Source organism: Corallococcus sicarius, assembly GCF_003611735.1.
GTDB classification, from domain to species: domain Bacteria; phylum Myxococcota; class Myxococcia; order Myxococcales; family Myxococcaceae; genus Corallococcus; species Corallococcus sicarius.
The window spans coordinates 1-26769 of the sequence record NZ_RAWG01000076.1 but is presented as its reverse complement, the minus strand read 5'-3'; the positions used below and the strand labels follow the sequence as shown (position 1 = coordinate 26769).

At 71.0% G+C, this 26769-nt stretch carries 22 protein-coding genes; 14 read left to right on the top strand and 8 right to left on the bottom strand.

Annotation, left to right across the window (positions count from 1 at the left end; translation table 11 throughout):
• Nucleotides 1–104 precede the first annotated feature (104 nt).
• From D7X12_RS14610 to D7X12_RS14585, 6 genes are all read left to right on the top strand, one after another.
• Nucleotides 105–1754, top strand: coding sequence for a hypothetical protein (locus tag D7X12_RS14610; protein ID WP_120625885.1), 1650 nt, complete (start codon nt 105–107; stop codon nt 1752–1754).
• Complete coding sequence (locus tag D7X12_RS14605; protein ID WP_120625884.1) at nt 1751–2455, top strand: ABC transporter ATP-binding protein; 705 nt, start codon at nt 1751–1753, stop codon at nt 2453–2455. Before D7X12_RS14610 ends, D7X12_RS14605 begins: the two co-directional genes overlap by 4 nt.
• Nucleotides 2452–3738, top strand: a complete 1287-nt coding sequence (locus tag D7X12_RS14600; protein WP_120625883.1) for an ABC transporter permease — start codon at nt 2452–2454, stop codon at nt 3736–3738. The genes D7X12_RS14605 and D7X12_RS14600 overlap by 4 nt, the downstream gene beginning before the upstream one ends.
• Nucleotides 3735–4466, top strand: a complete 732-nt coding sequence (locus D7X12_RS14595; protein WP_120625882.1) for a hypothetical protein — start codon at nt 3735–3737, stop codon at nt 4464–4466. Before D7X12_RS14600 ends, D7X12_RS14595 begins: the two co-directional genes overlap by 4 nt.
• 108 nt (nt 4467–4574) lie before the next feature.
• Entirely contained in the window at nt 4575–7145 is a 2571-nt protein-coding gene (locus D7X12_RS14590; RefSeq protein ID WP_120625881.1) for a protein kinase domain-containing protein, read from the top strand.
• A gap of 92 nt (nt 7146–7237) precedes the next feature.
• Nucleotides 7238–8995: an ATP-binding protein gene (locus D7X12_RS14585; protein WP_120625893.1), complete on the top strand. Its 1758-nt coding sequence runs from the start codon at nt 7238–7240 to the stop codon at nt 8993–8995.
• Between the two features lie 32 nt (nt 8996–9027).
• Here the strand turns inward: D7X12_RS14585 and D7X12_RS14580 are convergent, their stop codons facing one another.
• The 4 genes from D7X12_RS14580 to D7X12_RS14565 all read right to left on the bottom strand — a co-directional run bounded on the left by D7X12_RS14580 (nt 9028) and on the right by D7X12_RS14565 (nt 14184).
• Nucleotides 9028–9813 carry a L,D-transpeptidase family protein gene (locus D7X12_RS14580; RefSeq protein WP_120625892.1) on the bottom strand — a complete coding sequence of 262 codons (786 nt, stop codon included), beginning with the start codon at nt 9811–9813 and terminating at the stop codon, nt 9028–9030.
• 336 nt (nt 9814–10149) lie between these two features.
• Nucleotides 10150–12096 carry a LysM peptidoglycan-binding domain-containing protein gene (locus tag D7X12_RS14575; RefSeq protein WP_120625880.1) on the bottom strand — a complete coding sequence of 649 codons (1947 nt, stop codon included), beginning with the start codon at nt 12094–12096 and terminating at the stop codon, nt 10150–10152.
• Between the two features lie 124 nt (nt 12097–12220).
• Nucleotides 12221–13792 (bottom strand): multiheme c-type cytochrome, encoded by a 1572-nt coding sequence (locus tag D7X12_RS14570; RefSeq protein ID WP_120625891.1) that lies wholly within the window; start codon nt 13790–13792, stop codon nt 12221–12223.
• 5 nt (nt 13793–13797) lie between these two features.
• Nucleotides 13798–14184 (bottom strand): response regulator, encoded by a 387-nt coding sequence (locus D7X12_RS14565; protein WP_120625879.1) that lies wholly within the window; start codon nt 14182–14184, stop codon nt 13798–13800.
• Between the two features lie 182 nt (nt 14185–14366).
• Here D7X12_RS14565 and D7X12_RS14560 point away from each other — a divergent pair, with 182 nt between their 5' ends.
• The 8 genes from D7X12_RS14560 (at nt 14367) to D7X12_RS14525 (ending at nt 23099) form a co-directional block, all read left to right on the top strand.
• Entirely contained in the window at nt 14367–16004 is a 1638-nt protein-coding gene (locus tag D7X12_RS14560) for a mechanosensitive ion channel family protein (RefSeq protein WP_120625878.1), read from the top strand.
• Between the two features lie 116 nt (nt 16005–16120).
• Nucleotides 16121–16687: a hypothetical protein gene (locus D7X12_RS14555; RefSeq protein WP_120625877.1), complete on the top strand. Its 567-nt coding sequence runs from the start codon at nt 16121–16123 to the stop codon at nt 16685–16687.
• 5 nt (nt 16688–16692) lie between these two features.
• Complete coding sequence (locus D7X12_RS14550; RefSeq protein ID WP_120625876.1) at nt 16693–17508, top strand: hypothetical protein; 816 nt, start codon at nt 16693–16695, stop codon at nt 17506–17508.
• 14 nt (nt 17509–17522) lie between these two features.
• Nucleotides 17523–18134 (top strand): penicillin-binding protein activator LpoB, encoded by a 612-nt coding sequence (lpoB, locus tag D7X12_RS14545; protein ID WP_120625875.1) that lies wholly within the window; start codon nt 17523–17525, stop codon nt 18132–18134.
• Between the two features lie 143 nt (nt 18135–18277).
• Nucleotides 18278–19435 (top strand): COG3014 family protein, encoded by a 1158-nt coding sequence (locus tag D7X12_RS14540; protein WP_439329369.1) that lies wholly within the window; start codon nt 18278–18280, stop codon nt 19433–19435.
• A 31-nt stretch (nt 19436–19466) separates the two neighbouring features.
• Nucleotides 19467–20225, top strand: a complete 759-nt coding sequence (locus D7X12_RS14535; protein ID WP_120625873.1) for a ZIP family metal transporter — start codon at nt 19467–19469, stop codon at nt 20223–20225.
• A 7-nt stretch (nt 20226–20232) separates the two neighbouring features.
• Nucleotides 20233–21036 carry a class I SAM-dependent methyltransferase gene (locus tag D7X12_RS14530; protein ID WP_120625872.1) on the top strand — a complete coding sequence of 268 codons (804 nt, stop codon included), beginning with the start codon at nt 20233–20235 and terminating at the stop codon, nt 21034–21036.
• A gap of 341 nt (nt 21037–21377) precedes the next feature.
• Nucleotides 21378–23099, top strand: coding sequence for a sigma 54-interacting transcriptional regulator (locus D7X12_RS14525; RefSeq protein ID WP_120625871.1), 1722 nt, complete (start codon nt 21378–21380; stop codon nt 23097–23099).
• 22 nt (nt 23100–23121) lie between these two features.
• On the opposite strand, the gene D7X12_RS14520 is transcribed toward D7X12_RS14525, so the two are convergent.
• Genes D7X12_RS14520 through D7X12_RS14505 form a run of 4 tightly spaced genes read right to left on the bottom strand, consistent with a single transcriptional unit; the run spans nt 23122 to nt 26674 of the window.
• Nucleotides 23122–23619: a GDYXXLXY domain-containing protein gene (locus D7X12_RS14520; protein ID WP_120625870.1), complete on the bottom strand. Its 498-nt coding sequence runs from the start codon at nt 23617–23619 to the stop codon at nt 23122–23124.
• Nucleotides 23616–24719, bottom strand: coding sequence for a DUF4401 domain-containing protein (locus D7X12_RS14515; protein WP_120625869.1), 1104 nt, complete (start codon nt 24717–24719; stop codon nt 23616–23618). The genes D7X12_RS14520 and D7X12_RS14515 overlap by 4 nt, the downstream gene beginning before the upstream one ends.
• 1 nt (nt 24720) lies before the next feature.
• Nucleotides 24721–25731: a DUF2157 domain-containing protein gene (locus tag D7X12_RS14510; RefSeq protein ID WP_120625868.1), complete on the bottom strand. Its 1011-nt coding sequence runs from the start codon at nt 25729–25731 to the stop codon at nt 24721–24723.
• Between the two features lie 49 nt (nt 25732–25780).
• Nucleotides 25781–26674 carry an alpha/beta fold hydrolase gene (locus tag D7X12_RS14505; protein WP_244224552.1) on the bottom strand — a complete coding sequence of 298 codons (894 nt, stop codon included), beginning with the start codon at nt 26672–26674 and terminating at the stop codon, nt 25781–25783.
• Between the last annotated feature and the right edge of the window lie 95 nt (nt 26675–26769).

Below are 26769 nucleotides of genomic sequence, written 5' to 3'. Positions count from 1 at the left end.
TTTCGTGGGAGCTGTTCACCGCGCCACCTTGGGGACGTGGCAGGGGCCCGCGACGGCTCACGAATAGATTGACTCTCCGTCAAAGGCATCCTGTCCTGCCGCCCATGCTCCGCCGCGTTGGGTTCGTCCCGTTGCTCCTGGTGTTGGTCGTGTTCGCTGGTTGCTCGCGCTGCGGGAAGGACGCGGCCGGTCCCGCGACCTCACCGGCGGGCGTGTCGCGCTACCTGCCCCGCACGGCGCAGGCGGCCGTCGTCATCGACGACCTGGGGACGCTGGGCGAGAAGCTCGCGCGCTTCCAGAACCTCAAGGTGGCCTCGTTCCTCGCGCAGCTGCAGAACTTCCCCAGCGCGGAGCGCTACGTGTCCGCGGTGATGCGGCAGGTGGGCGTGGACCTGCGCAGCCGGAAGGCGCTGGAGGATGCCGGCATCGACCCGAAGCGCGGCGCGGGCGCGGCCTTCCTGGGCGGCACGCAGGCGGTGTCCGTCCTCGGCGTGAAGGACGCGGACAAGCTCAAGGCGACCTTCGCCACCTTCGCCCGCTCGCGGCTGGGCGCATCGGAGGAGAAGGAGACGAAGTCGGACGCGGGGCGGCTCGTCACCTTCAGCCGGCCGGGGAGCGCGGAGCCCGCGCTGGGCCTGCTCTTCCTCAAGCACGACCTGGTGCTCCTGTCCGCGGGCGCGTCGGTGAAGCGGCTGCCGGAGCTGGCGGCGCTGTCGGAGGAGAACTCGCTCGCGAAGGAGCCGGTGCTGGAGGCGTCCCTCCAGCGGCTGAAGGGCGACCGCGACTTCCACGTGTGGCTGCCGGGCGGCACCGGCCTGCTGCCCGCGGGCACCGTGCAGGGCATCACCTTCACGGGCCACATCGAGGAGCGCGCGGTGACGGTGCGCGCGGACGCGCCGTGGCCGGACTCGAAGGCGTCGCTCGCCGCGTTGGACCCGAAGGGTGACGAGTCGCTCGCGGGCTGGCTGCCGCAGGACGCCTTCTTCGTCGCGCGCTACCGGGGAGACCCGGCGCAGCTGGACGGCGCGTGGCCGTACCTCGTGGGCGGGCAGGTGACGCGCGCGGTGCAGCAGGCGGGCTTCAACATGAAGACGGAGGTGTTGGACAACCTCAAGCCGGGCATGGTGATGGCGCTGTCGCTCGCGCCCAACGTCAACCTGGGCTCGGGGCTGCCGGAGCTGGACCTGCGGCGCACGAACCCGTTCCGCTTCGTCAACCTGGTGGTGCTCGCGCAGACGCAGGACGCGGCGAAGGCGCAGGCCTCGCTGGACAAGGTGCCCGCGCTCGCGCCCGGCTTCGGCGCCAAGGTGGAGGCCGTGGACCTCAACGGCCAGAAGGCCTACCTGACGTCGTACCGCGCGGGCGAGGGCGCGCACTTCGCGCTGACGAAGGACGGCCGGCTGGTGCTCGCGGCGCCCCGCTCGCGCCTGGAGTCGTCGCTGGCCGCGCTCGCGCAGCCGGCGGGCCCGGGGCCGGTGTCGGAGGACCTGAAGTCGGTGGGCAAGGACGCCGCGGTGGTGGTGCTGCTGGACCTGCGGAGGCTCTCCGACGCGGTGAAGGCGCTGCCGTCCGCCGCGTGGGGCATTGGCGGCTTCGCCATCAAGGCCACCACCGTGCGCTGGCTGGATGCCACGGACGACCTGCGCGCCGTGACGATGTCGCTGTCGCGCAAGGACAAGGCGCTGCAGGCGGAGATTTCGCTGCGCCTGACGCCCGCCCCGGCCACCACCACGACGACCCCGGCCACCCCTTGATTCGCGCGCGTGACGTCGTGAAGGAGTACGAGGACGGCGAGGGCTCGCGGGTGCGCGTGCTCGACGGCGTGTCGCTGGACGTGGAGGCTGGGGACTTCGTCGCGGTGGTGGGCGCGTCCGGCAGCGGCAAGTCCACGCTGCTGCACCTCCTGGGCGGCCTGGACGTGCATTACAAAGGCGAGGTGGAGGTGGGCGGCGTGAAGCTCACCGGCCTGCGCGACACGGACCTGGCGCGCTTCCGCAACACGCACGTGGGCTTCGTCTTCCAGTCCTTCCACCTCATCCCCAACCTGTCCGCGCTGGAGAACGTGCTCCTGCCGTCGCACTTCGGCCCCGTCACGGCGGATGCGCGCAAGCGCGCGAGCAGCCTCCTGGAGCGCGTGGGCCTGGGCCCCAAGCAGGACCGCGCGCCGGTGCGCCTCTCCGGCGGCGAGCGCCAGCGCGTGGCCATTGCCCGGGCCCTCTTCGGCGGCCCGCGCCTGCTCCTGTGCGACGAGCCCACGGGCAACCTGGACGCGGCCACGGGCGCGGGTGTCATCCAGCTGTTCCAGGAGCTGCACAAGGAAGGGCTCACCGTGCTCGCCGTCACCCATGAGGAGCGCATGAGCGCGGTCGCGCGCCGGGTGCTGCGGCTCAAGGACGCGCGGCTCGTGGAGGAGTCCGCGACGACGGCGGCCCGGGTGTCGGGAGGTGCGCCGTGAGGTTGGACGCGCTGTCCCGACTGGTGAGGCTGTCCCTCGCGCGCGAGCGCAAGGGCGCGTTCTTCTCCGCCTTCGGCGTGGCCATGGGCGTGGGCGCGCTGGTGTTCTTCGTGGGCCTGGGGCTGGGCGTGGGGAGCGTCATCCGCGAGCGCATCTTCCCCACGGACTCGCGGCTGGTGGACGTGGTGCCCCCGTCGGTGTCGCTGGGCCTGCTGGGCGGCGGCAAGCTGGACACGTCCGCGGTGGAGCGGCTGCGCGCGCTGCCGGGCGTGGAGACGACGTACCGGAAGATGAACGTGCGCGTGCCCGCGGTGACGCGCTACGACGGGACGTTCTTCGGCTCGCGCCTGCGCATGGGCATGGAGGTCCTGGCGGTGGGCGTGGACCCCGGCCTCGTGCAGAAGGACGTGGGGCTCGCGGAGGCGAAGGACTTCAAGGATCCGGGCGAGGGCAAGGCCATCCCCGCGCTCATCTCCACGCGCCTGCTGGAGCTGTACAACAAGACGTTCGCCCCCGCGCGCAAGCTGCCGCAGCTGTCCGCGGAGATGCTCATCGGCTTCGGCTTCCCGGTGGAGTTCAACCGCTCCTACGTGGCGGCCACGTCGGGCGGGCCCAGCACCACGCAGCAGGCGCAGGTGGTGGGCGCGTCCGACCGGGCCATGCTCGCGGGCATCACCATCCCGCTGGAGACCGCGGTGCGCATCAACCGCGCCGCGGGTGCGGACGCGGACAACTACTCCGGCGTCACGCTGGTGGCCTCGGACCCCTCGCGCGTGTCCGAGCTGGTGGAGGCGGTGAAGGGGATGGGCTTCGAAATCGATGATCAGGAGCGCCGGCTCGCGGAGAACGCGGGCGCGGCGGTGACGCTCACCACCTCCGCGCTGGCGCTCTTGTCCATCCTCATCTGCGTGCTGGCCGCGGTGAACATCGCCCACGCGATGTCCTCGTCGGTGCGCGCGCGGGCGAAGGAGATTGGCGTGATGCAGGCGGTGGGCGCCTCGCGCGCGGACGTGCGCTCCATCGTGCTGGCGGAGGCCGCCGTGGTGGGCGTGCTGGGCGGCGCGGCGGGCACGGCGGCTGCGCTGCTGCTGGCCTTCGCGGTGGACCGGCTCGCCACGGGCTACCTGCCCAACTTCCCCTTCAAGCCCGACAGCTTCTTCGCCTTCCCGTGGACCGTGGTGCTGGGGGGCGTGCTCCTGGGGCTCGTGGCCGCGCTCGCGGGCGCCTACTTCCCCAGCCGCCGCGCCGCGGCCACGGATCCCGCGAGGACGCTGGCGGGATGACGGGCCCCACGCGCAGGACGCTCGTGACGAACCTGCTGTGCCTGGGCGCGCTCGGGTGGCTCTACGGCGGCGACCTCGCGAACGCCCTGCGCATCCGGGCCGCGGAGGTCTCCTCCTTCGCGTCGCCGCCGTCCGCCCCGCGCGCGGGCGTCGTGCTGGGGCTCACGGTCGTGGCGCTCGTCGTGTTCGCCATGGGGCTCCTGCGCAAGCAGCCCGAGGGCTTCAAGGGCTACCGGCTCTTGCCCATCCTGCTCGTGGGCGCGCTCTTCGTGGACCTGGTGGTGGCGGAGGGCACGGCGCCCCTGGACGCGCCGGAGCGGGCCACGGTGGCGTTGCAGCACTTCCAGGAGGGCGCCCAGCGGCTGGCCACCCTGGAGGCCGTGCCCTCTGAAGCGCGCGTCCTCCAGCCCCTCGTGGACACGCTGGGGCCCGCGCCCTACCAGGTGCACGGCGTGCCGGTGGGCGGCTACGCACTCCAGGTGCGCACGGGGTGCGAGGGCCCTCTTCGTGAGACTTCCGGCGCGCGACCGGGGACCTTGCTGTACTGTGTCTCCCGGGACAGCAGGCAGGCATGGGTGACGCTTGTCGGGCTGCCCGCCGAGGTGCGCCTGGGTGCGCCCGCGCTCTTCTCCCTCCGGGGAGAGCCTCGAATCGCTGTCATCCGCCCCCGGGTTCCCGAGGAGGAAGGCGTCGCGCCGGACGGCGAAGCCACGTCCATTCCGCCGTGAGTGCAGGTCGCCTGAGGAGCGAGCAGGCGGAAATAGGTCCGCGCGCGCGGTTGACCCTGCTGAGCCGCGATCGATAGGCTCCTTGCAAGGACTCGACCCCCACCCAAAGTGACGACCTCTCAACCGAAGCGGCAACCCATCCCGTTCGGGAAGTATCTCCTCCTGGACCGCGTCAACATCGGCGGCATGGCGGAGGTCTGGCGCGGCAAACAGTTCGGCGCCAGTGGCTTCGAGCGGCTCGTCGCCATCAAACGAATCCTGCCGAACATCGCCGAGGATGAAGAATTCATCTCGATGTTCATCGATGAGGCGAAGATCAGCGTCCAGCTGACCCACGCCAACATCGCGCAGATCTACGAGCTCGGGCAGATCGCCAGCAGCTACTTCATTTCGATGGAGTACATCCCCGGCAAGGACATGCGGGCGATCTTCGACCGCTGCCGGAAGAAGGGCGAGCCCGCGCCGGTGCCGCTCGTCGTCTTCTGCGTGGCGAAGATGTGCGAGGGCCTGGACTACGCCCACCGCAAGAAGGACGGGATGGGGCGCGACCTCAACATCGTCCATCGCGACATCTCGCCGCAGAACGTGCTCGTGTCCTTCGAGGGCGAGGTCAAGGTCATCGACTTCGGCATCGCGAAGGCGGCGGGCAAGGCGACGAAGACGCAGGCCGGCATCCTCAAGGGCAAGTTCGGCTACATGAGCCCGGAGCAGATCCGCGGCCTGCCGTTGGACCGGCGCTCGGACGTGTTCGCCATCGGCGTGTGTCTCTACGAGATGCTCACCGGCGAGCGCCTCTTCGTGGGCGACAGCGACTTCAGCGTGCTGGAGAAGGTGCGCAAGGCGGAGGTGCCGTCGCCGTCCACGTACAACCGCCGCATCCCGGAGGCGCTGGAGCGCATCGTGCTCAAGGCGCTCGCGAAGGATGTGGAGGAGCGCTACCAGTACGCGAGCGAACTCGGCGACGACCTGCAGCGCTTCCTGTTGACGAGCGACTCCATCTTCAGCCGCCGGGACCTCATGCAGTACATGAAGTCCACGTTCGCCGAAGAGGTGGAGCGCGAGAAGCAGCGCCTGGCCGAGTACGCGGACATCCGCGCGCCGGACGGCATGCTGGCGGCCATCGAGGCGGGCTACAGCGGCCCGTCGCCGGTGCCCACGCAGAGCATGACGAACCTGCCCTCGGTGCAGCCGTCGTCCGCGCCGGCCGTGGAGCCGGTGCACGCGCCGCCGCCGCAGCGGCCCTCCAACCCCGGTGCCTCGGCGCAGGGCAATGGGCAGGGGGCGCGCCGTTCGCCCACGCTCGCCGCGCTGCCCAAGCTGACCGCCGCGCCCGCCGCGCCCTCTCCCAAAGAGGACGAGGAGCTGGCGACGCAGATGGTGGACCGCGACGCCGTCTTCAACGACGCCCCGGAGCCCACCACCCAGCCCGGCGCCGCCATTGGCCGCGCCGTCACCCCGCTGGAGTCGCAGGCCGCCTCCGTCTCGCACGACGACGACGAGGATGTGTCGGGCCGCACCGCCGTCATCCCGCCGCCCTCGTCGATGCCGACCCCCGCGCAGCTCCAGGGGCCGCGCCCGTCGCTGAACAACGCCCCGATGCTGACGTCCGCGCCGCCGCGCCCGTCGCTGACGAACGTGCCCACCCTGATGTCCCACGACGCGCCCGCGCCGCGGCCGACGCCGAACCGGGTGAACGACAGCCAGCTGCCGCGCATCCACCGGCCGGACTCCCCGCCGGAGCCGATGCCGCCCCCGCAGCGTCCCTCCACGCCGCCCGTCCTGGGCACGGGGGGCCCGTCGCGGCCGCCCCCGTCCATGAAGGAGGCGAAGGACTCGCACGCGAAGGACGTGTCCGCGCAGGATGCGGGCCGGGGCCTGCGGGGCCTGGACAAGCGACTGCTCTACAGCGTCGTGGGCCTGGCCTCGCTGCTGATGCTGGTGGGCCTGGCGGTGGTGTTCAAGCCGAGCAAGGCCTCGCTGGGCTACGTGATGGTGGAGCTCAAGACGCCGGAGGCGAAGGCTCGCGCCATGGTGTCCATCAACGCGGGTCCTCCGGAGCGGTTCCCCGACAACGGCTTCATCCTGCGGCAGGTGCCCGTCGGCAGCGCGCTGGTGGTCGTGACGGCGGAGGGCTACGAGGCCTTCAACCAGTCCGTGACCGTGGCGGAGGGCACCAACGCCGCGCAGGTGCGCACCGTGCTGCAGCGGCAGGCGCGCTCGGTGGTGCTGGTGTTCAAGACGTCGCCGGATGATGCCGAGGTGAAGATCGACGGCAAGGTGGCCCGGCCCCAGGGCAGCCGCGCGCCCGTGGACCGGGGTTTCTCCCTCACCACCGACTCGCCGCTCGTGGAGGTGTCCGCTCCCGGCTTCCGCCCGGTCGTCAAGACGATGACCGTGAAGGAGGGCGCCATCGACGTGATGGCGACGCTCGAGCGCGCCGACCTGGAGGTGCGGGTGGAATCCACGCCGCCCGGCGCCTCCATCTTCCTGGGCAACAAGGACCTGGGCGTCAGCACGCCCGCCACGCTGCGGGTGCCGCCGGGGACCCGAGAACTCACGCTCAAGGCGAAGTGCCACGCCGACGAGGACGTGGACGTGGGGTCGCCCCCCCCGGCGGGTGGCGCCATCAAGGTGGAAGCGTCGCTGAGGAAGCTGGCGACGGCGCGCTGTCGGGATTGAGCGGTCGCGCGGCCAGGACGCGTTAAGCTGGAGCCTGGGGGTCCTCCCCCCAGGAGTCTCCTGGGAGGGCGCGACACCGGAGGGGTGTGTCCGTGACGAAGGTGCGCAAGGTGAGCAAGACGGATCCGCTGGCGGATCTGCCCCGTTGGGCGCAGCAGCTGGCGCGCAAGTACTACACGAAGACCGTCAGCACCTTCCTGCTGTACGGAGCGGTGCGGGACCTGCAGCCCCTGCAACTGGAGGACGGCGGGCGCGGCTTCGGCACGCTCAAGACCTTCCTGTCGGAGGAGCTGTTCGGTGGACGGGACCACGTCCTGTTCTACGACCGCTCGTCGGGCATCCGCTCGGCCACGCCGGAGACGCAGAAGGACCTGGCGCGGGCCATGACGGGCTACGACGCCATGTACGGCACCGACTACGCCAAGGTGATGCCCCGCGACCCGGGCCGCGCGCTCCAGATCCTGGAGAACTTCCTGCGCATGCGCCTGAGCGAGGGCCGCTCCATGGCGCTCATCATCGACTTCGCGGAGACGCTGGTGCCCGGCGGAGAGATGAGCCACCTGTCCGCGGAGGACCGCTTCGTCGTGGCCACGCTCGACAAGTGGGCGCATGATCCGCAGTTCCTCGCGGGGGACGTGTCGGTGGTGCTGCTGGCGGAGAACCTGGCGGACATGTCGCCGCGCATCAGCCGCAACCCGTACGTCGCGCCCATCGAGCTGCCCCTGCCTACCGAGGAGGAGCGCCTGGACTACGTGCGCTCCAAGCTGGACGGCAAGCGGCTCCAGTCGCTGTCGGAGGTGCCGTTGGCGGGCCTGGCGAAGATGACGGCCGGCCTGTCGCGCATCAACCTGGACCGCGTGCTCACGGAGGCGCTGGAGCGGGAGATCCGCATCACGCCGGAGATGCTCAAGGAGAAGAAGAAGGAGCTCATCCAGGCCGAGTGCCATGGCCTGCTGGAGTTCATCGAGCCGGCGCACAACCTGGACGCGGTGGCGGGCCACGCGCACGCCAAGCAGATGCTGCGGCAGGCGGCGTCCGCGCTGAAGAAGGGCCGCATCGAGGTCATGCCCATGGGCTACCTCCTGAGCGGGCCGGTGGGCACGGGCAAGACGTTCATGGTGAGCTGCTTCGCCGGGGAGATTGGCATCCCGGTGGTGAAGTTCCTGAACTTCCGCAGCCAGTGGCAGGGCGTCACCGAAGCGAACCTGGAGAAGATCTTCAACCTGCTCAAGGCCCTGTGGCCGGTGGCGGTGATGGTCGACGAGGCGGACACCTTCCTCGGCAACCGCGACTCCGGCGGGGACTCGGGCACGAGCAGCCGCATCTTCGGCTCCATCGCGGCCTTCATGGGCAACACGCAGTACCGCGGCAAGATTGTCTGGTTCCTGCTGACGGCGCGGCCGGACCTGCTGCCCATCGACCTCAAGCGCCAGGGGCGCGCCGAGGAGCACATCGCCCTCTTCTATCCGCAGACGGACGCGGAGCGGAACGAGCTGTTCCAGGTGATGAGCCGCAAGACGGGCGTCTCCGTGGAGGGCGTGGAGTCCTTCGCCACGCTCATCCCGGCCGGCGTGCGCGACTTCAGCGGCGCGGACATCGAGGCGGTGATGGTGCGCGCGAAGTTCCGCGCCCTGGCGGACAACCGGGATCAGGTGACGAAGGAAGACCTGGTCGCGGTGCTGACGGACTTCGTGCCGCCCAGCTACCCGCTGGAGATCGAGATGCAGAACCTGGTCGCGGTGCAGGAGTGCACCAGCCGGGCGCTGCTGCCGGAGAACTTCCGCGCGCTGGACCGGGACTTCATCAGCCGGCGCGTGCGGGAGCTGAAGATGCTGCTCGAAGAGCAGTGAGCGCATGAGCCTTGCCACCGTCGGCGGTCCGTTCAGCCGACGGTGACGGGGACGCCCAGGTGCGGGTCCTGGAGCGTCTCCACCACGGCGATGCGGTCCCCCACGGCGAGCGCGTCATGCAGCACGAGGATGTCCTCGTCCGCGTGACGGATGCAGCCGTGGGACACGTCGCCGCCGAGCAGCGCGGGCGCGCTGGTGCCGTGCAGCTCCTCGCCGCTGCGGTGGCCGTCCACCCAGGAGAGGTCCAGCAGCCGCGCGCCGAAGACGTGCCGGTCGTTCCACAGCCGCGCGCCCGCGTTCTCCGTGGCCACCTGGTCCAGCTTCGCCCGCACCACCTTGAGGCCCGGGTGCGTGGGCGTCAGGGCGGTGCCCACGGCGTTGGGGAAGATGTCCAAGAGCCTCCCCTCCGGATCAAAGAGGAAGGTGCGGTGCTCGCGCAGCGCGACGACGACGCGCACCGGCTGGCCCGCGTAGAACGGGGAGGGCAGGGCGCGGGGCTGTCCACGGGAGCCCGGCGCGGGGGCCAGTGCGTCCAGGGCGCGCAGCGTGACGGTGTCGAGCACGCCGCTCACCCGCACGCCAGGGAACGCGGGGCTCGCGTGCACCTGGAAGTTGCGCAGCGCGCGGGCCGTGTCCGGGCCGTAGCGTCCATCCGCGCCTCCGTACAGCGCGAAGCCCATGTCCAGGAGCGCGCCCTGCACCGCGCGCAGTCCGTCTCCCTGGGAGCCCGGCCCCAGCACCGCCGCCCCCGACGCCACGTCCGCGAGCTGCGGGGACGCCGTGAATCGCGCGTGCTCCAGGGGCGCCGTGGCCTTCACCCCGGAGCCGCTCGGAGCCGCGGTGGGGGAGGGGACCGCCGGCCCGGCGAAGCGCGTGAGCGTGTTGCTCCCTCCGGGCGGCGCGCTGGGGCGGCGCGCCTCATCTCCTGACACCGTCCTGTCTCCGGGACGTTCCGCTCCATGGGACGGGACGGAGCGCAGCACGGGCGCTCCCGGAGGACGCCCGGAGTCACCGGAGGAGGGCTCCCGGACTTCGAGCGTTTCAGCGGGAGGAGAGAGCGACGGTCGAAGCAGTGCGGAGGCGAGCATGGCTCCGGGGACTGCAAGGCCCCGGCCGTCGCTCCGCGCTCCTCGCAGACCGTGCGCGAGCCGCTGTTACGGCGCGCTCAGCGACAGCAGCTTTCCGGTGGGGACGGTGCGGTGGTCCTTGATGCGGTTCCACTTCATGATGTCCTCCACGCTCACGTTGTAGCGCTGGGCCACCGACCAGAGCGTCTCGCCGACGGCGAGCGTGTGCACCTTGCCCTTGGGGCCCACGGGGGCCTGGCTCGCCACGGTGGAGGCCACGACGATGGTGCCGCCGCGCTCCTCCACCTTCGCGGGCCCCGAGCCGGCGGGCTCCGACGGCCACACCGTCAAGAGCGTGCCCAACGACAGCGTGCGGTTGCGGCGGGGCAGGTTGTTCCACTTCTTCATGTCGTCCACCGACACCTGGAAGCGGTTGGCGATGAGCCACAGGCTGTCGCCCTCCTGCACCCCGTACGTCACGCGCGTGCGGCCGTTCACCTTCTCCGTCTTCACCGGGCCGGCGGCCACGGGGCCCTTGGGCGTGCCCGCGGGCACTTCGTCCTCCGGCCGCATCGCCACCACGCCATTGCGTCGCGCCTGCGCCACCTTCGACGCCAGGGCCCCGCTCGCGACCGCGCCACCACCCCGGCCGGACGGCACGGGAATCACCAGCTCCGCGCGCAGCTTCAGCGTCCGCGCGCTCTTCAGCCGGTTCATCTGGAGGATGGCCTCCGGCGCGGTGCCGTACTGCTGGGCGATCTGCGACAGCGTGTCTCCGCGCTTCACGGTGTGCACGCGGAAGGTCAGCCGGTCCGCCGGCGACAGCTTCTGGAAGTTCTCCGCGAAGCGCGGCGACGTGCCCCGGGGCAGCCGCAGCACGTAGGGCTTCGCGGCCGTCGCCGGGGGCGTGCACCAGCGCTTCAGCTCCGGGTTCAGGTCCTGCACGTCCTGCACGCTCACCCCGGCCGAACGCGCCAGCACGTCCAGGTCGGTCGCGTCCGTGAGCTTCACCTCGTCGTAGTCCAGCGCGGACTCGTACTGGAACTCCTCCTCGGAGAAGCCGAACGCGGCGGGGTTCTTCGCCACCAGCGCCGCGGCGATGAGCTTGGGCACGTAGTGCTTGGTCTCCTTCGCCAGGCCCTTCTCCTCGGCCAGCAGCCACCAGTCGTTCGTCCCGTAGCGCTGCACCATCTTGCGCACCCGGTACGAGCCGGTGTTGTAGCCCGCCCACGCCAGGTACCAGTGGCCCAGCTCGCCGTGGAGGTCCTTCAGGTACGCCGCCGCCGCGTGCGTGGCCTTGATGGGGTCGCGCCGCTCGTCCACCCAGAAGTCCTGCTTGAGCCCGTACTGTTTGCCCGTGCTGGAGATGAACTGCCACGGCCCGGACGCGTGCGCCCACGAGTAGGCGTGCGCGGAGAAGCCGCTCTCAATCATGGCCAGGTACACCGTGTCCCGGGGCAGCCCCTTCGACTCCAGGATGGGCTGCATCACCGGCAGGTAGCGCGTGGAGCGCGACATCCACTTGCGGAACCACTTGCGGCCCGGGCCCTGGAAGAACTGGATGTACTCGGCCACCCGGGGCTGCATGTCGACCGGGATGTCGAAGCGGTCCTTCACCTGCGAGATGTCGAACGTCGCCAGGTCCGTGATGCGCGCCAGCGCCGGGGGCGTGGTGTCCTCGCGGAAGGTGGGCTCCTCCAGCGCGTCCAGCATCCGCAGCCGCAGCGGATTCGTCAGCCCCAGCCGCCGCAGCGACTGCATCATCTCCGCGTTTGGCTTCGACTCCGGATCCAACGCGGCGCCTTCCAGCGCGCGCAGCTCCTCCAGCTCCGCGGACTCGGCTTCCACCTCTTCCGTCGCGTCGCCTTCCTCCAGGGGCACCGGAGGCGCGGCCAGACTCCCGTCCGCCGTCAGCGAAGGCGTCTCCGAGGGAGGCAGCGCATGCACGCCCGGCGGCGGCACGGGCTTCGGTGCCACGCCCGGCGGGGAGGGGACCGAGGCCAGGGCAAGCAGGAGGAGGGACAGAGGCGACATGGCAACGCCCGGCGAGGTCGCCCAGAAGCAGGCGAAGGCCGCAGTATTCGCCAGCTTTCTTGACAGTCAAACAACAAGTCGCCGGGTATGCCCCCGGGACGGACGCCGCGTGGGGGCAGGCGCCCTATTTCGCCGGGGGCTCTCCTGCTTGTCCGCTCTTCACCGGCTTTCCATGGCCTGGGCCGAGCACCCGGGGCAGGTAGGTGGCGAAGTCGAAGTGCGGTGAGTTCTCCGGGTTGTGGCAGGTGACGCACGTGGCCTGTCCCGGCTTGCCGACGATGGTGTCCGGGCTGGGGGCGTCCACGTGCAGCGAGCCCGGGCCATGGCAGCTCTCGCAGCCCACGTCCTCGCGCCCGGCCACCTTGTCCAACCGGCACACGCCGCCGGGCTCCTGCCAGCCGGTGACGTGGCAGCCGATGCAGTTGAGGTGGTGCTGCTTGCCCACCTCTTCCAGCGTCTCCCACGCGTGGTGGTGCTTCGTGGCCTGCCACACGGTGGTGGCCTCGGCGTGGCAGTCCGCGCAGGCCGCGCTGCCGACGAAGCCTGCCTTCCCCTTGGCGGGGAGCGGGCAGTCCTGGCCGTGCTCCTTCGCCCACGCGAGGTTCAGCTTCCCCACGTCCGCGTCGTAGGCCTTCACCAGCGCCTGCGCGTCCGGAGCGGAGGGCAGGTCGGCCTCCAGCGGCAGGAAGCGCAGCGCGAAGCCGTTGACGTCGGTGGCGGGCGCGGGCGGCGCGGTGAGGAAGGCCTGCTTGCGCGCGGAGAGCTCGTCGCGCTTGCCCTGCTTGAGCGCCTTGAGCTTCGGGTCGATGCCCGGCAGGTTGATCTCCTTGTCCAGGAGCGCCATGCGCTGCTCCAGCGCCGTCACCTCCCGGTCCACGTCCCCCTGCGAGCGCTGGAGCGCGAATGGACCGCGCGCGGCCGCGTACGTCAGGTCCACGCGCAGCAGCGAGCGGCCCTTGCTCTGCACCGCCACCACCGGCACGTCGGAGCGCACCAGCCGGTTGGTCTCCGCGGAGAACTCCCCGGCGCTGTGCGTGGCGACCACCAGGTTCGCGGCGAGCCCCGGCAGCGCGGCGGCGGCCTGCGCGGCCTCCAGCGGCTGATCCAACAGCCCCACCACGAAGTCCGCGCCCTTTTCCCGCGCCTGCTGGCTGGCCTTCACGAGCGCTTCCGCCGACGCCGCCGCCACCACGCCCACCTTGCGCGCGCCCGCGTCCAGCAACTTCACCCCGCCCGGCGCCACCTCCGGAAGCCCCAGCCCCCGGCGGAAGTCCGCGCCGCGCGTGTCGTCCAATCCGCCCGTGGCCCGCACCGCGAGCCCCATGGTGCGCAACGCGTCCGCGAGCGCCTTCGCCTTGCGCTCCTCCTGGGGCACCTGGTCCGGCTTGAGGTGCGACTCGCCGAAGAGGCTGTTGCCGCCGTCCACATAGAGCACCGGCTGGCCGCCCTTGCGCGCCTCCTGCACCTGGAACGCCGCCCGGCCAATGCCGCCGCGCATGTTCTCACTGCACCCGCAGGGGCCCAGGTAGCCGCGCGTGTCGGCGGAGAGGATGAGGACGGCGCCCGGCGGGGACGCGGCGGCGGGAGGGGAGGTGACCTGGGACGTCGGGGAGGCGCCCTCCTGGGGGCGCGACTCCTGTCGCCTGCATCCGGTGAGGAGCGCGCCCACGAGCGCCGCGAGGACGACCGCGCGCATCCCCATCACCAGAGGATGCTCTGCACCAGTTCGTCGATCTTCTCGCCCATTGCCTCCAGGCCGTTCACCTTGGAGAGCGAGCCATCCGCGCCGACCTGCTCGGCCAGCTTCGACAGCTCGTCGTCCGGCAGGCTGGAGAACAGGACGATGGGGATGTCCTGGGTGCCGTACTCGTTCTTCAACGTGCGGCAGATGTCCGTGCCCTTGGCCTCGGGCATGTGGATGTCGGTGAGGATGAGGTCCGGCCGCCAGCTCTGGAGCGTTTTCTCAAACTCCATGAGTGTGGAGGTGGCCACGACCTCGTAGCCGCGCGCCTCCAGGACGGCCTTCTCCATGGCGAGGGTGATCTCGCTGTCGTCAATCAGGAGGATTCTTCGCTTCTGCTCGGACACGGCGACCTTCCTTGGGGGTCGGTTCTAGCCCACCACCTCGCAGCGCACCAATGCTTTCCCGTGGAGCCCCCGGACCCCGGTTTCCGGCTCTCTGTGGCAGGGGTTTTCCGCCCGCCCGGCCGCCCCGGGAGCAAGTCCGACTTTCACGGGCACCGGGGCCGAAACAAGGTATGGAGGCGCCCATGAAGCAGAGAGCCCACCGGGCCCTGGCGGCCCTCGTCCTCCTCTGGAGCGTCCTGGCCGGCCTCCCCGCCGCCGCGCTCAACCCGGGCCTGGGGCAGGTCCCCCAGGACCTCGACCGTTTGTCGCCGCGCACCACCACCCAGGGGTTCCTGGACGCGGTGCATCGCGGGGACTACCCCCGCGCCGCCCACTACCTGTACCTGGACCACCTCCCGGCCGCCGAACAGGCCACGCAGGGCCCACAGCTGGCCCGCCGGCTGAAGTTCGTCCTGGACCGTGAGCTGTCCGTGGACGTGTCCGTGCTGTCCAAGACGCCGGAGGCGGACGCCGCCAACTCGCGCTTCGACTCGCTGGGCGCCATCCCGCTCAAGGGCACGAGCGTGCCCATCCGCCTGCAGCGGGTGACGGTGGAGGGCGTGCCCACCTGGGTCTTCGCCGAGGCCACCGTGAAGATGGTGGATCCGCTCTTCGACGAGTACGGCCCGCTGCTCACGGAGACGCTGCCGTCCTTCTTCTTCGACCGCACCGTGATGGGCCTGGAGCTGTGGCAGTGGCTGGGCCTCGCGGTGACGCTGCTGGGCGCGTGGATCCTCTCGCTGCTCTTGGAGCGGCTGCTGCTCGCGACCGCGATGCGGGTGGCGCACTGGACGAACATCGCCTGGGACGACCAGCTCGTCGGCGCGGGCCGGGGCCCTTTGCGGCTGCCGTTCTTCGCGGGCCTGCTCGCGCTGGGCACGTCGTTCCTGCTCCTGCCGCCCAAGCTGCGGCTCTTGAGCGAGCGGGTGAGCTACTCGCTGCTCATCATCGCGGTGGCGTGGTTCATCCTGCGCTTCCTCCGCGTGTCGGAGGCGTTCGTCCAGGGCCGCGTCACCCCGGAGGCGGGCAGCGCTCCCCGGGCGCGAGCCCTGCGCACGCAGCTGGCCGTGCTGCGCGCGGTGTTCGAGGTGGCCACCTACGTCATCGCCGCCGCGCTGCTGCTCATGCAGTTCGAGGTGGTCCGCAACGTGGGCGTGTCGCTGCTCGCCTCCGCCGGTATCGCGGGCCTCGTCATCGGTCTTGCCGCGCAGAAGTCCATCTCCACGCTGCTCGCCGGCATCCAGCTGTCCATCACCCAGCCCGTCAGCATCGGGGACCAGGTGCTGGTGGAGGGCGAGTTCGGCACGGTGGAGGAGATCACCCTCACGTACGTCGTGCTGCGCATCTGGGACCAGCGCCGGATGGTGATCCCCATCACCCAGTTCCTGGACAAGCCGTTCCAGAACTGGAGCAAGGGGGCCCCGGAGATGCTGGGGACCATCATCCTCCAGGTGGACTACATGGCGGACATCGACGCGCTGCGCGCGGAGCTGGACCGCATCCTCGCCCACGAGGGCCGGGACCTGTGGGACGGCCGGGTGAAGACCCTCGTGGTCTTCGACGTGATGGACAAGACCCTCACGGTGCGCGCCCTGGTGAGCGCGGCGAACTCCGACAAGCTGGGTGACCTGCGCTTCCTCGTCCGGGAGCAGATGGTCCTCTTCCTGCGCGCCCGCCCCCAGTGGCTGCCCACCGTGCGCAGCGAATCCCGGCCTGCGCTCGTCCCGCCTTCCAAGGACGGGGAGAACGCCACCGCCGGCGCTCCGGAGCCCCGGGCCTGAAGAGGGCCTGGAAGAACAGGCGCTTGCACGGACGTTCGCCGCACGATGAATATGTCGGTCCGCGCGACGTCATACGCGCACAGAGCCATCGCATCCACGCTTGGGGAGTCCAACAGATGAAGCGTCCTGTCACGTTGTGCGGAGCCCTGGCGCTCCTGGCCGTCGCCGCGCCGCTGACCGCGAGCGCCCAGGAGCGTGACGGTCGCACCGACGGGCCCGAGGAGTCCGAGTACGGCAAGGGGGGCTACGGCGACAACCGCCGGGGCGTCTCGCTCCAGTTCGACTGGGGCGCCGCCATCCACTCCCAGCAGCCCCCCGCGGGCGCGCCGGAAGGTCCGCCGCTGTTCGTGGGCGCCACCGTCTCCCTCTGGGGGGATGACTGGTACCGCCTGGACTTCAGCGGCGCGTACGTCTTCGACGGCGGGCGCTTCATCGGCAATGTGGGCCCCACCTTCCGCACCTGGGGCTGGCCGGTGGCCTTCACCGCCGGCCTCAAGGCGGGCGCCATCGTCATCCCGGAGGGTGAGGGCCTGCGCTTCGGCCTGTCGCCGCAGATTGGCGCGGAGATGTTCCTGGGCCGCCGCGACCGCATCCTCATGGGCCTGCACTACTCGCCGGACATCCCCATCGGGGGAGGAGGAGTGACGAACCGGCTGTTCATGAACATCGGATACCGGTTCTGACCGCCATGATCGCCCAACTGCTCGCCGCCACCGTCGCGTTGACCGCCGCCCAGGCACCTCGCGCCGCGCCTCCTGCCGTGTCCCTGCCGTTCCCGACCGGGGACGTGCAGACCTACAACATCATCCAGTGGGACCCGAACCAGCTGCCGCGCATCTATGAGCGCTCGGACCAGCTGCCCCTCACCGATGAGGAGCTGACCAAGCTGTCCCAGGCCGGCTTCGAACCCGCGCAGCTGGTGAAGATGATCGAAGAGCGCCGCTGCGCGTGTGACGCGAGCGCGGACGGCCTCATCCGCCTGAAGAAGGCGGGCGTGGACAAGACGGTGCTGGCGGCGGTGTCGCGCCAAGCGCTCGCGCCCAACCGTCAGTTGGACCTGCTGGTGACGCTGGACTTCACCGGCGAGAGCCGCACCGCGCGCGAGGCGTTCCTCTACTTCTTCGTGGACGACGGGGACATCACCCGCGTCTTCTCCGCGAACCTCCCGGAGCTGCTGCAGCGGCGCAACACGCACGAGACGATGGTGGACCGCAGCGACATCGTGATTGCGCGCACGGTGCGCCGCATCCAGCTCGCGGGCCGCGTGCCGCTCAAGACGTACGGCGCGCACCGCGTGATGGTGGCCGCCAGCGCCAGCCCCACGCTCACGCACCCCTCGCAGCTGTCGCCGCAGGAGCGCGCGAAGGCGCAGTCGTACACCTTCGACTATCCGCGCAGCTCGCTGCAGAGCCTCTGCCGGTTGACGGCCGGCTACCGCCGCGACGCGGTGCTTGCCTACAAGTGGAACTTCGAAGGCAGCCGCTTCGAATGCGAATGGAACTAGGAGTCAACCCGACCATGAACACCCGCCGCCTGTTGCTGTCCGCCCTCGTCGCCGCGTCGCTCGTCGGCTGCTATGGGCCCCGCGCCTATACGCGTGGCACCTACGAGGACCCCAACACCATCGAGATGCTGGGGGACCGCTTCAACGAGAACGACCTGCAGCTCATCGCCAAGAAGATGGCCGAGTCGCTCGCCAGCGCCCCGCGCTTCGCCCAGCCCCCGCCGCAGGGCTCGCCCCTGCCCATCGTCCTCGTGGGCAAGCTGCGCAACAGCACCAGTGAGCACATCGACATGCGCTCGCTGGGGGACAAGATTCAAACGGCGCTCGCGCAGACGGGCCGCTTCGCGCTGGTGGACCAGCAGGCGCGCCAGGACATCGCGGAGGAGTACGAGTACCAGCAGTCCGGCTACGTGAACCCGGAGGCCGCCAAGGCCCCCGGCCAGCAGGCGTCGGTGGACTTCCTGATGACGGGCGACCTCGCCTCCATCATCCAGGAGGTCGGCCGCGACAAGCTCGTCTATTACAAGATGACGGCGAAGCTGAACGACGTGCGCACGGGCACCATCGCCTGGACGGACGAGAAGCAGATCCGCAAGAAGTTCGAGAAGCAGGGCGTCAGCTGGTAGTCCCCGCCGTGTCCAAGCCCACCGACATCGCCTCGCGGGCCCCACGCGTCGCCGCTCCTCCCCAGCACCGGAGGGGTGTGGCGCGCTGGGGCCTGTTGTTCCTCGTGGCCCTGGGCTTGCTGAGCGGTTGCGCCAGCGACTACGTGGCGCGCACCGCGTCGGTGCGCTCGGCGTACCAGTCCTCCGACTATCCGCGCGCGCTCCAGGAGCTGGACCAGGAGCAGAAGGAAGCCCCGCCGCGCGACCAGCTGCTGCTGCTGTTGGACCGGGGCATGGTGCTGCACGCAGCCGGGCAGTGGGAGGAGAGCACCCGCGTGTTCGCGGAGGCGGACCGGCTCAGCGGTGAGCTGGACGTCACCTCCGTGAGCGAGGAGGCCGGGGTGCTCCTGAGCAACGAGCGCCGCCGCGCCTACCGGGGAGAGGACTTCGAGAAGCTGATGATCTCCGTCCTCCAGTCGCTCAACTACGCGCAGCTGGGCCGGGACGAGGACGCGCTCGTGGAGGTCCGCCGCGTCAACGAGCGCATCGAGAAGATGATCACCGAGGAGAAGAAGCCCTACGAACAGCTCGCCATCGCCCGCTACCTGGGCGGCGTGCTGTACGAGGACCAGCGCGAGTGGGACTCGGCCTTCATCGACTACATGAAGGCGTATGAGCTGGAGCCCCGGCTGGGCGGGCTGGTGGAGCCCCTGTTGCGGCTGGCGAAGAAGACGGGCCGCGACGACGCGTACGCCTCCCTGTTGCAGAAGTTCCCGGACGTGGAGCATGCGCCGCTGGCGCCCGGCGACGGGCAGCTCGTGGTGGTGGTGGAGGCGGGCCTGTCGCCGGAGAAGACGTCCACGTCGCGCGACTACAACGACTCCGGAGAGCTCATCTCGGTGCCCGTGTACCGCGACCGCGGAGGCTCACCGCCGGTGCTCGTGGCGGTGGAGGGCCAGTCGGAGCGGGCGGTGACGGTGACGTCGCTGGCCCGGGTGGCCCAGGTGCACCTCAACGACCGCATCGGCCGCATGCTGGCCAAGCAGGTCGCGGGCGCCGTGGCCAAGGCGGGCGTGGCCGCGGGCGTGGGCGCGCTGACGAAGAGCGAGGAACTGGGCGTGCTCACCTTCCTGGTGCTCAACGCCGGCAACCAGCCCGACCTGCGCTCCTGGCTGTCGCTGCCGGCGGATTTCCAGGTGGCGCGCTTCCGGCTTGCTCCAGGAAAACACACCGTCCGGGTGGATGCGCCGGGCCGGCCGACGACGCACGAGGTGCACGTGCAGCCGGGGCGGGTCGCGGTGCTGGTGGTGCGAAGCTATTGAACGCGGCGTTTTGGGGTAGGGTGCGCGCCCCATGTCGCCGGTCGTGGCCGAAGTCTTCCTGTACTCCTGCATCGTCGTGATGAGCGCGCTGGCCGGCGCGCTGGTGGTCGTCTTCAACGACCGTTCCACGCGGCTGGTGACGTTCCTGGCCTTCGCCGCGGGCGTGATGTTCGGCGCGGCCTTCTTCCACATGCTCCCGGAGGCGTACGAGGGCGGCGGCTGGTGGGCCTTCGCGCTCGTGCCGCTGGGGTTCCTCTTCGTGCTGGTGCTGGAGCGCTACCTCGTCGCCCACGCCTGTGAGGAGCCGCCGGACTGCGCCGAACACGTGCACGGCCACGCGCTGGGCCTCAGCGCGTTCCTGGGGCTGTCCGCGCACACGCTCTTTGACGGCATCGCGCTGGGCTCCTCCGTGAAGGAGGGCGTGGGCGCCATGGCGCTTTTGGCCATCACCGCGCACAAGGTGCCCTCGTCGCTGTCGCTCGCGTCCATCCTCCAGGCGGAGGGCAAGAAGCGCGGCACCGTCCTCGCGTACACGGCGCTCTACGGCCTGATGGTGCCAGTGGGCGCGCTGCTCTACTTCGGCTTTGACGCCGTGCTGCGCTTCGAATCGCTGGCGCCCAAGGCGATGGCCTTCTCCGCCGGCACCTTCCTCTACATCGCCGTGTCGGACCTGCTGCCGCACGTGAACAAGCACGGGCGTGACAAGCCCGGACGCAACCTGGTGGCATTGGCAGCCGGGTTGCTGGTGATGTTCCTGCTGGCCCGGTTCCTGGGGCACACGGAGCACTGAAGGCACCATGGAACGACGCAAGGACTGGTACGAGCACCCGGAGTACTACGAGGCCATCTTCGGCACCGACACGGTGCGCGAGGCGGACTTCCTCCAGGCGCTGAGCCAGCGCTACGGCACCGGGGGCCCCCAGTGGCTGGAGCCCGCGTGCGGCGCGGGACGGCTGGTGGAGGAGGCCGCGCGCCGGGGCCTGCGCGTCGCGGGCTACGACTTGTCGGAGGCCATGCTCGCGCACGCGCGCAAGCGCCTCACTCCGGCCCAGCGCCGGCGCGTGAAGCTGTCGCAGGCGCGCATGGAGGACTTCTTCGAGCCCTCGCTGGAAGGTCGCGTGGACCTGGCCCACACCCTGGTCTCCACCTTCCGCTACCTGGACAGCGAGAAGGCCGCGGTGGAGCACCTCACCGGCACCCGGCGGCTGCTCAAGCCGGACGGCATCTACGTGCTCGGCTTCCACCTCACCGACTACGCGCGCTCCGGCCCCGAGCACGAGCGCTGGGTGGGGCAGGTGGGCCCGGACAAGGTCGTGTGCAACACGCACGAGGGGCTGCCGGACAAGCGCCTGCGCCGCTCACCCATGCGCAACCGGCTGCGCGTCACCGGTCCTGGCAAGGACTGGCTCATCGAGACGACCTGGTACTTCCGCACCTACGACGAGCCCCAGGTGAAGCGCCTGTTCCGCAAGGCGGGCCTGCGCGTCACCGCCGCGTTCGACTTCGACTACGACCTGGCGTCGCCCGTGGGGCGCGGCAGTCCCCGCCTGGACCGCGTCTTCGTCCTCCAACCCGACGCCGCCGCAGGTGGTAGGGGCTGACCCAGCCGGCTCGTCTGTAGAGGGGGCGAGCGGCATGTCAGGCGTTGGCCGGCACGGCTGCGTTCCGTCAGGACGCGTCTGCGTTCTGTCAGGACGCATTTTCTGAAGGCCTTCCGTGGGAACCCGCGAAATCACAGGGGTTCCGCGTTGGCACGAGATCCGCATTGGAGTCTGGCCCTACGCTGGCAACGGCGTATACCGCATCCGGATGCACCCGGAGCGCGGAAGGAGGGGCCGCTCCTTCCGCGCTCTCCATCATCATCTCCGATAGAGTCCGCGTCTGATTTCAGGACGGCTTCGCCGGTCTGCGGTGGCGCGGCTTCCGCACGGAGGCGAAGGGGATGCGAGACGAGTTGGCGCAGCTCATGGCTGCGCTCAGGGATTCCAGGGACTTCGAGACAGCAGCGGCTGCAACGCTGCGTCGGATGCTGGCCGCGGCGGAAGCCGCGGTGGCCTCCAGCCGCTACGCGGGTCGGGCCCGGGTCCTGCGTGGCATCGTCCACCTGCGTCCCGGAGAGGCGTACCGCCGGCTGGCGGCGCTGGAAGTGGGCGCCCGGGAGACGACGGATGCGGGCGTCGGGACGCCCTTCTTCACCTCGGCCACGGCCTGGCGTGCGGTGGTGGAGCACCGCTCGGCGGTGTCCATCGACGTGAACATCGGCACGGTGCAGCCGCACGCGCCGGACGCGCCGGTGACGGGCGACCCCGGGCTCGCGGGCTTCCACAGCAACGAGAGCAAGCAGCGCTTCCTCGGCCGCCACGCCACGCACGTCTGCGTGCTGCCTCTGCGCACGCCCGCGGGCATGGAGGGCATGATTTCGCTGGAGGCCGAGTGCCTGGCCGCGATGGGCCAGGAGTTCGTCTGGCGCGACGCGGGGGACCTGCTCCAGCTGCTCACGGACATCGCCGCGCCGTACCTCACCGCGCTGCCGCAGCGGCCGGTGGCCACGCCGGAGGTGGACGAGTTCCTGCCCGTGGTGGGCCGCTCCATGGCGGAGCTCTTGCCCATCCTCCGGGTGTTCGCGCTGCAGGACGAGACCATCCTCGTCAGCGGCGCCACGGGCGCGGGCAAGTCGCGGCTCGCGCGCTGGTGCCATGAGCGCTCCAGCCGTCGGGGCAAGCCCTTCGAGACGCTGGACCTGGTGACGGTGCCGGAGGACCTCCAGATGGCGGAGCTCTTCGGCTGGAAGAAGGGCGCCTTCACCGGCGCGACGCGCGACGCGCCGGGCGTGGTGGCCCGCTCGGACGGCGGCACGCTGTTCATCGACGAAATCGACAAGCTGTCGCTGAAGGCGCAGGCGGGCCTGCTGCACCTGCTGGAGTCGCGCAGCTACCGCCCGCTGGGCGAGGGCACCGGCGAGAAGCGCGCGGACGTGCGCTTCATCATCGGCACCAACGCGGACCTGCACTCGCAGGTGCGCGCCGGCCGCTTCCGCGAGGACCTGTACTACCGCGTGAACGTGCTGCCGGTGCGCATGCCGCCCCTGCAGGACCGGCAGGACGAGATTCCCCTCTGGGCGCGGTACATGGTGAACCGCCGTCACCGCGAGCGGCTGCCGGACGGCTCCGCGCGACTGGCGCCGGAGGCGGAGCACCTGCTCGTCACCAGCTCCTGGCCGGGCAACCTGCGGCAGCTCGACAACATCGTGCGGCGTGCCTACACGCTGGCGATGGTGGAGCACGCCGGGGCCGCGGGCGACCTCGTGTTGCAGGAGAAGCACGTCGCGCGGGCGCTGGACTACGAGCAGGCCCCAGGCGGCCGCCCGCTGCCGGAGGCGCTGCGGGCCGCGGCGCAGGCGTTCGTCGGCGAGGCGCGCCGGCGCAGCGGGCCGCTGGACCTGGACCTCGCGGACGGCTTCCGCGGGCTGGTGCTGGGGCTGGCCATCCGGCAGGTGGGCCGCGACGAGGCCTTCCGCCTGCTGGGCCGCGAGAGCCTGGTGAAGAACCGCAACCACCACAAGGCGCTCAAGCGCGAGCTGGAGAAGGTGGACGCGCTCTACAAGGCGCTGGGCGAGGACGGGTCGCCCTTCTCCGATCTGCTCGAAGGCGAAGAGGCCGCGTAGCAAGGCCCGCGGCCGCGCCCCATCACCTCACGGCGCGGCCCAGCGGCTGGTACTTCTCGTCGCGCAGGCCCACGAGCACGCTGGTGCCGTTGTCCATCACGCGCAGCTCGCCGTAGCGCGCCTGCTCGTAGCGCTCCGCGTGGCCCTCCTGGAAGAAGAAGGACTCCGCGCCCAGGCGCATGCGTGAGTTGCGGACGCGGAAGCGCACGCGCACCTCCCCGGGGGCCAGCGCGGTGCCCGACTTCTCGTAGCGCACGAACGTGCCCACGCCGTGCTCATCCAGGTGCACCACCACGTTGCCGTCCTCCTGGGGCGCCTCGTGGCCCTCGCGCCAGGACTGGCTGATGGCGTAGTCGAGCACCATGTAATCGCCCTGGATGAGCGAGCGCGGATCCACCGGGGCCAGCTGCAGCAACACCGTCTGGCCCCGGGCCAGCACGGCTTCCTTCTGCACGACGAGGGCGACCATGGCGATGAGCACCAGGGCGAGCCCTCCGAAGATGACGGCGCCGCGTTTCATCGGGCCTCCGTGAGCGCGGTGGGATGGGACCGCACGAAGAACTGCCGCACCCCCAGCAGCACCAGGCCGCTGCCCAGCAGCGCGAGCGCCTTGGCGAGCAGGGTGAGCTGGAGGTCGTAGTAGTAGTACGCGCCGAACGTCAGCAGGAACGCGACCGCCAGCCCCAGCATCACCCTGCTGCGGCGGTGGAAGCCGAGCGTCAGCATCAGGCCCGCGACGAGCACGCCCGGCGTGTTCAGGGTCATCCCCGTGAGCAGCACCAGCGCGGCCGCAGCGGGGAGCCAGACCGCGATGTCCTCTGAAAGCCCCTGCTCCCGGACGACCTGCCACCCCGTCCCCAGGGCCATGAGGGCCAGCGGCACGGTGATCCACAGGCCCGGCGCGAATGTGTCGTTGTAGAGGTAGTGGAAGCCGTTCTGGGCCCCCACCACATGGCGGAACAGGAGCCAGCCGGGCACCGCGCACGCGAGCGCGAAGGCGATGGGGCCCACGCGGGCTCCCAGCGGGCCGTGCCGCAGCCGGGGCTCGAAGAGCAGCAGGCCGCAGAGCGCCGCCGCGCCCACGAGCATCCACAGGTCCACGCCCACGCCGCCCATCGCCTCCTGGGCCAGGACACCCACCGCCACGAGGATGCCCAGGGTGGCCAGGAAGTAGAGGATGACGTCGGGGAAGAGGGCCAGCAGCGCGACGCCCACCACCACCGCGAGGCCCGCGGTGGCGACCACGCTTTCGGTGGTGGCTCCCACGCCGGCCAGCAGCGTACCCACGCCGGCCAGACACGAGGCCAGGGCGAGCTGCTCCATGAAGGGCCCGTGGGTTGCTCGCCGCAGGAAGACGGCGCCCCCGCACAGCAGCACTCCGAGGATGATGAGCGCCGCCGGCTCCTCCCACAGCCCGGTGCAGGCGAAGAAGCTGAGCAGGAACAGGGCGGACAGCCACGCGCCCACGCCGGCCAGGGCCTTCACGAACCAGGGAGAGGCGCCCAGGGTCCGCTGCTGGACCTCCAGCGCCGTGCGGGCGCGCGACTCCACCTCCGCGTCCACCTGGCCTTCGGCCACCAATCCCATCAGGACCTCGCGCATCGAGGGTCGCAGGGCCATGTCAGGTCTCCTCCGTGACGCCAGTGGCTTGGGACTCGCGGCGCAGCCAGTACACGGCCGCCGCCACCTCGCCGATGATGATCAGCGGCAGCACGAGGAGCACGAACTCCTCGGCGTGCACGGTCGTGAAGAGGAAGTAGCCCACCGCTGTGTTGGTCAGGGTCAGCATGCACAGCGTGCCCAGCGTGAGCAGGAACAGCTCGCCGTGCAGGTGGCGGTGCAGGGCCAGGATGGCGCCCATCCCCGCGAGCAGCAGCAGGAGCGACAGTCCGGTGGAGAGGGAACGCTCGCTGCTGTCGACGATGAACACCAGGGACGCGGCGAGCAGCGGCGCCAGCGTCATCAGGGCCAGGACGCGGGGCATCCACCGCCCCTGGAGCCAGGACACGCGGCGGTTGGCGAAGTGCTCGTAGGTGGCCCAGGCGAAGCCGTTGAGCAGGCCGAGCAGCAACGCGAGCTGTCCCGCCCGGTCCATCTGGTAGTTCATGCGCTGCTCCCAGAAGAGGATGACGCCGGTGTTGATGAGCACCAGCTGCAGCATCCACAGGGGCGTGAAGCGCGCGAGCGCCACCCACGGCAGGATGAGCGCGCTCCAGCCGATGAACAGCTCGTACGGATCCGCGCCCGTCTGGTACGCCTGCCCGTACACGGCGAGCAGCGGGCCCACGAGCACCGCGGATGCGAGCAGCGCGAACTGTCCCGCGGGCCGGTCCCCCAGCCGCCACGCGCCCACGGACGTCCCAGTGATGGCCAGGGCGATGAGGCCCAGCTTCGCGAAGCGCCCCATCTCCGCCCAGTTGTAGGCGAAGAAGTACACCACGCCCGCGAGCACCAGCAGCGAGCCCAGGCCCATCAACGTCGTGGACAGGAACGTGCGCCACGCGGGGCGCGACGGCGTGGCGACGGCCAGGTGCAGCGCGCGTCGGTACGCGTCCGGGGACAGGATTCGGGCGTCCGCCAACGCGTGCAAGCGTTCGGGCGTCGCCTCCAGGTCGAGGAAGTCTTTCGGCACGGCGAGGGACTGTAGCCGGTTCGCGCGCCCTCCGGAGCGTCGCGTCCGCTCAGCCGTCGGTGGCTCCCTGGCCCAGGAAGGCCTTCAGCTCGGGGAGCACGCGCTCGGGGCGCTCCAAGTGCGGACTGTGTCCGCAATCCACGCGCAGCACATGCGCCTGGGGCAGCCTGCGCGCGGCCTCGTCCGCCAGGGCGATGGGCAGCGTCTCCTCGCGCTCGCCCCACACGAGCAGCACCGGCACCTTCACCTCGGCCAGTCGCTCGCGGCGGTGGAACACCGGGCCCGTCAGGGGCACGAGCGCGTTGAAGGCGTGGGCCGCCTCCGGCCGTCCGCCCGGCACGTCCATCAGCTCATAGCCCAGCGCCCCCAGCCGCTCCCCCAGCGGCGTCGGCGGGGGCGGCAGCATCCGCGCCATCGCCCAGGGGCCCAGGTTGCGCGCCAGCCGCTCCGGCCCCGCGCGGAAGAACAGGCGCGAGGCGCGCGTCATCTCCGGCCCCAGCCCCATCGCGTCCACCAGCACCAGCCGCTCCACCGGCACTGTCCCGCGCAGCGCCAGCTCCAGCGCCACCAGCCCGCCCAGCGAGTGACCCACCACGGCCACCGGCCCCGGCTCCAGCATCCCCAGGACCTCCTCCACCGGACGGGTGAAGAACCCCACCGCGTCCTCCGCCGACCGCACGCGCGTGTCCGGCGCGGTGGACTGGCCGAAGCCGGGCAGGTCCAACGCCAGCACGCGGTGGCTCCGGGCGAGCACCGTCAGATAGGGGAACCAGTGCGTCGCCGAGTGGCCCCGCCCGTGCAGCCACACCACCGTCGTTCCCGACCCCCCGGCTCCGGAGCCTCGCGAGCCCCCTTCGAGGATCCGCACCGCGCCGCCTCCGGGCAGCCAGTGCACCTGGGGCACCACGGCCGGGGCCAGCTGGGCCAGGAGGCCGGCTTCCACGGGCCCCACGGGGGGCGTGGCGCCCGGGGTGCCGGGGCGTCCGGAGGCTGTCTCTTATACAAATCTGACGCTGCCGACGACTAGCCGAGTGTAGG

Coding starts and splice junctions, on each gene's coding strand:
- D7X12_RS14610 (WP_120625885.1), top strand. CDS start 105: ATGCTCCGCCGCGTTGGGTTCGTCCCGTTGCTCCTGGTGTTGGTCGTG.
- D7X12_RS14535 (WP_120625873.1), top strand. CDS start 19,467: ATGTCGCCGGTCGTGGCCGAAGTCTTCCTGTACTCCTGCATCGTCGTG.
- D7X12_RS14520 (WP_120625870.1), bottom strand. CDS start 23,619: ATGAAACGCGGCGCCGTCATCTTCGGAGGGCTCGCCCTGGTGCTCATC.
- D7X12_RS14515 (WP_120625869.1), bottom strand. CDS start 24,719: ATGGCCCTGCGACCCTCGATGCGCGAGGTCCTGATGGGATTGGTGGCC.
- D7X12_RS14525 (WP_120625871.1), top strand. CDS start 21,378: ATGCGAGACGAGTTGGCGCAGCTCATGGCTGCGCTCAGGGATTCCAGG.
- D7X12_RS14595 (WP_120625882.1), top strand. CDS start 3,735: ATGACGGGCCCCACGCGCAGGACGCTCGTGACGAACCTGCTGTGCCTG.
- D7X12_RS14570 (WP_120625891.1), bottom strand. CDS start 13,792: ATGCGCGCGGTCGTCCTCGCGGCGCTCGTGGGCGCGCTCCTCACCGGA.
- D7X12_RS14530 (WP_120625872.1), top strand. CDS start 20,233: ATGGAACGACGCAAGGACTGGTACGAGCACCCGGAGTACTACGAGGCC.
- D7X12_RS14550 (WP_120625876.1), top strand. CDS start 16,693: ATGATCGCCCAACTGCTCGCCGCCACCGTCGCGTTGACCGCCGCCCAG.
- D7X12_RS14575 (WP_120625880.1), bottom strand. CDS start 12,096: ATGTCGCCTCTGTCCCTCCTCCTGCTTGCCCTGGCCTCGGTCCCCTCC.
- D7X12_RS14555 (WP_120625877.1), top strand. CDS start 16,121: ATGAAGCGTCCTGTCACGTTGTGCGGAGCCCTGGCGCTCCTGGCCGTC.
- D7X12_RS14560 (WP_120625878.1), top strand. CDS start 14,367: ATGAAGCAGAGAGCCCACCGGGCCCTGGCGGCCCTCGTCCTCCTCTGG.
- lpoB (WP_120625875.1), top strand. CDS start 17,523: ATGAACACCCGCCGCCTGTTGCTGTCCGCCCTCGTCGCCGCGTCGCTC.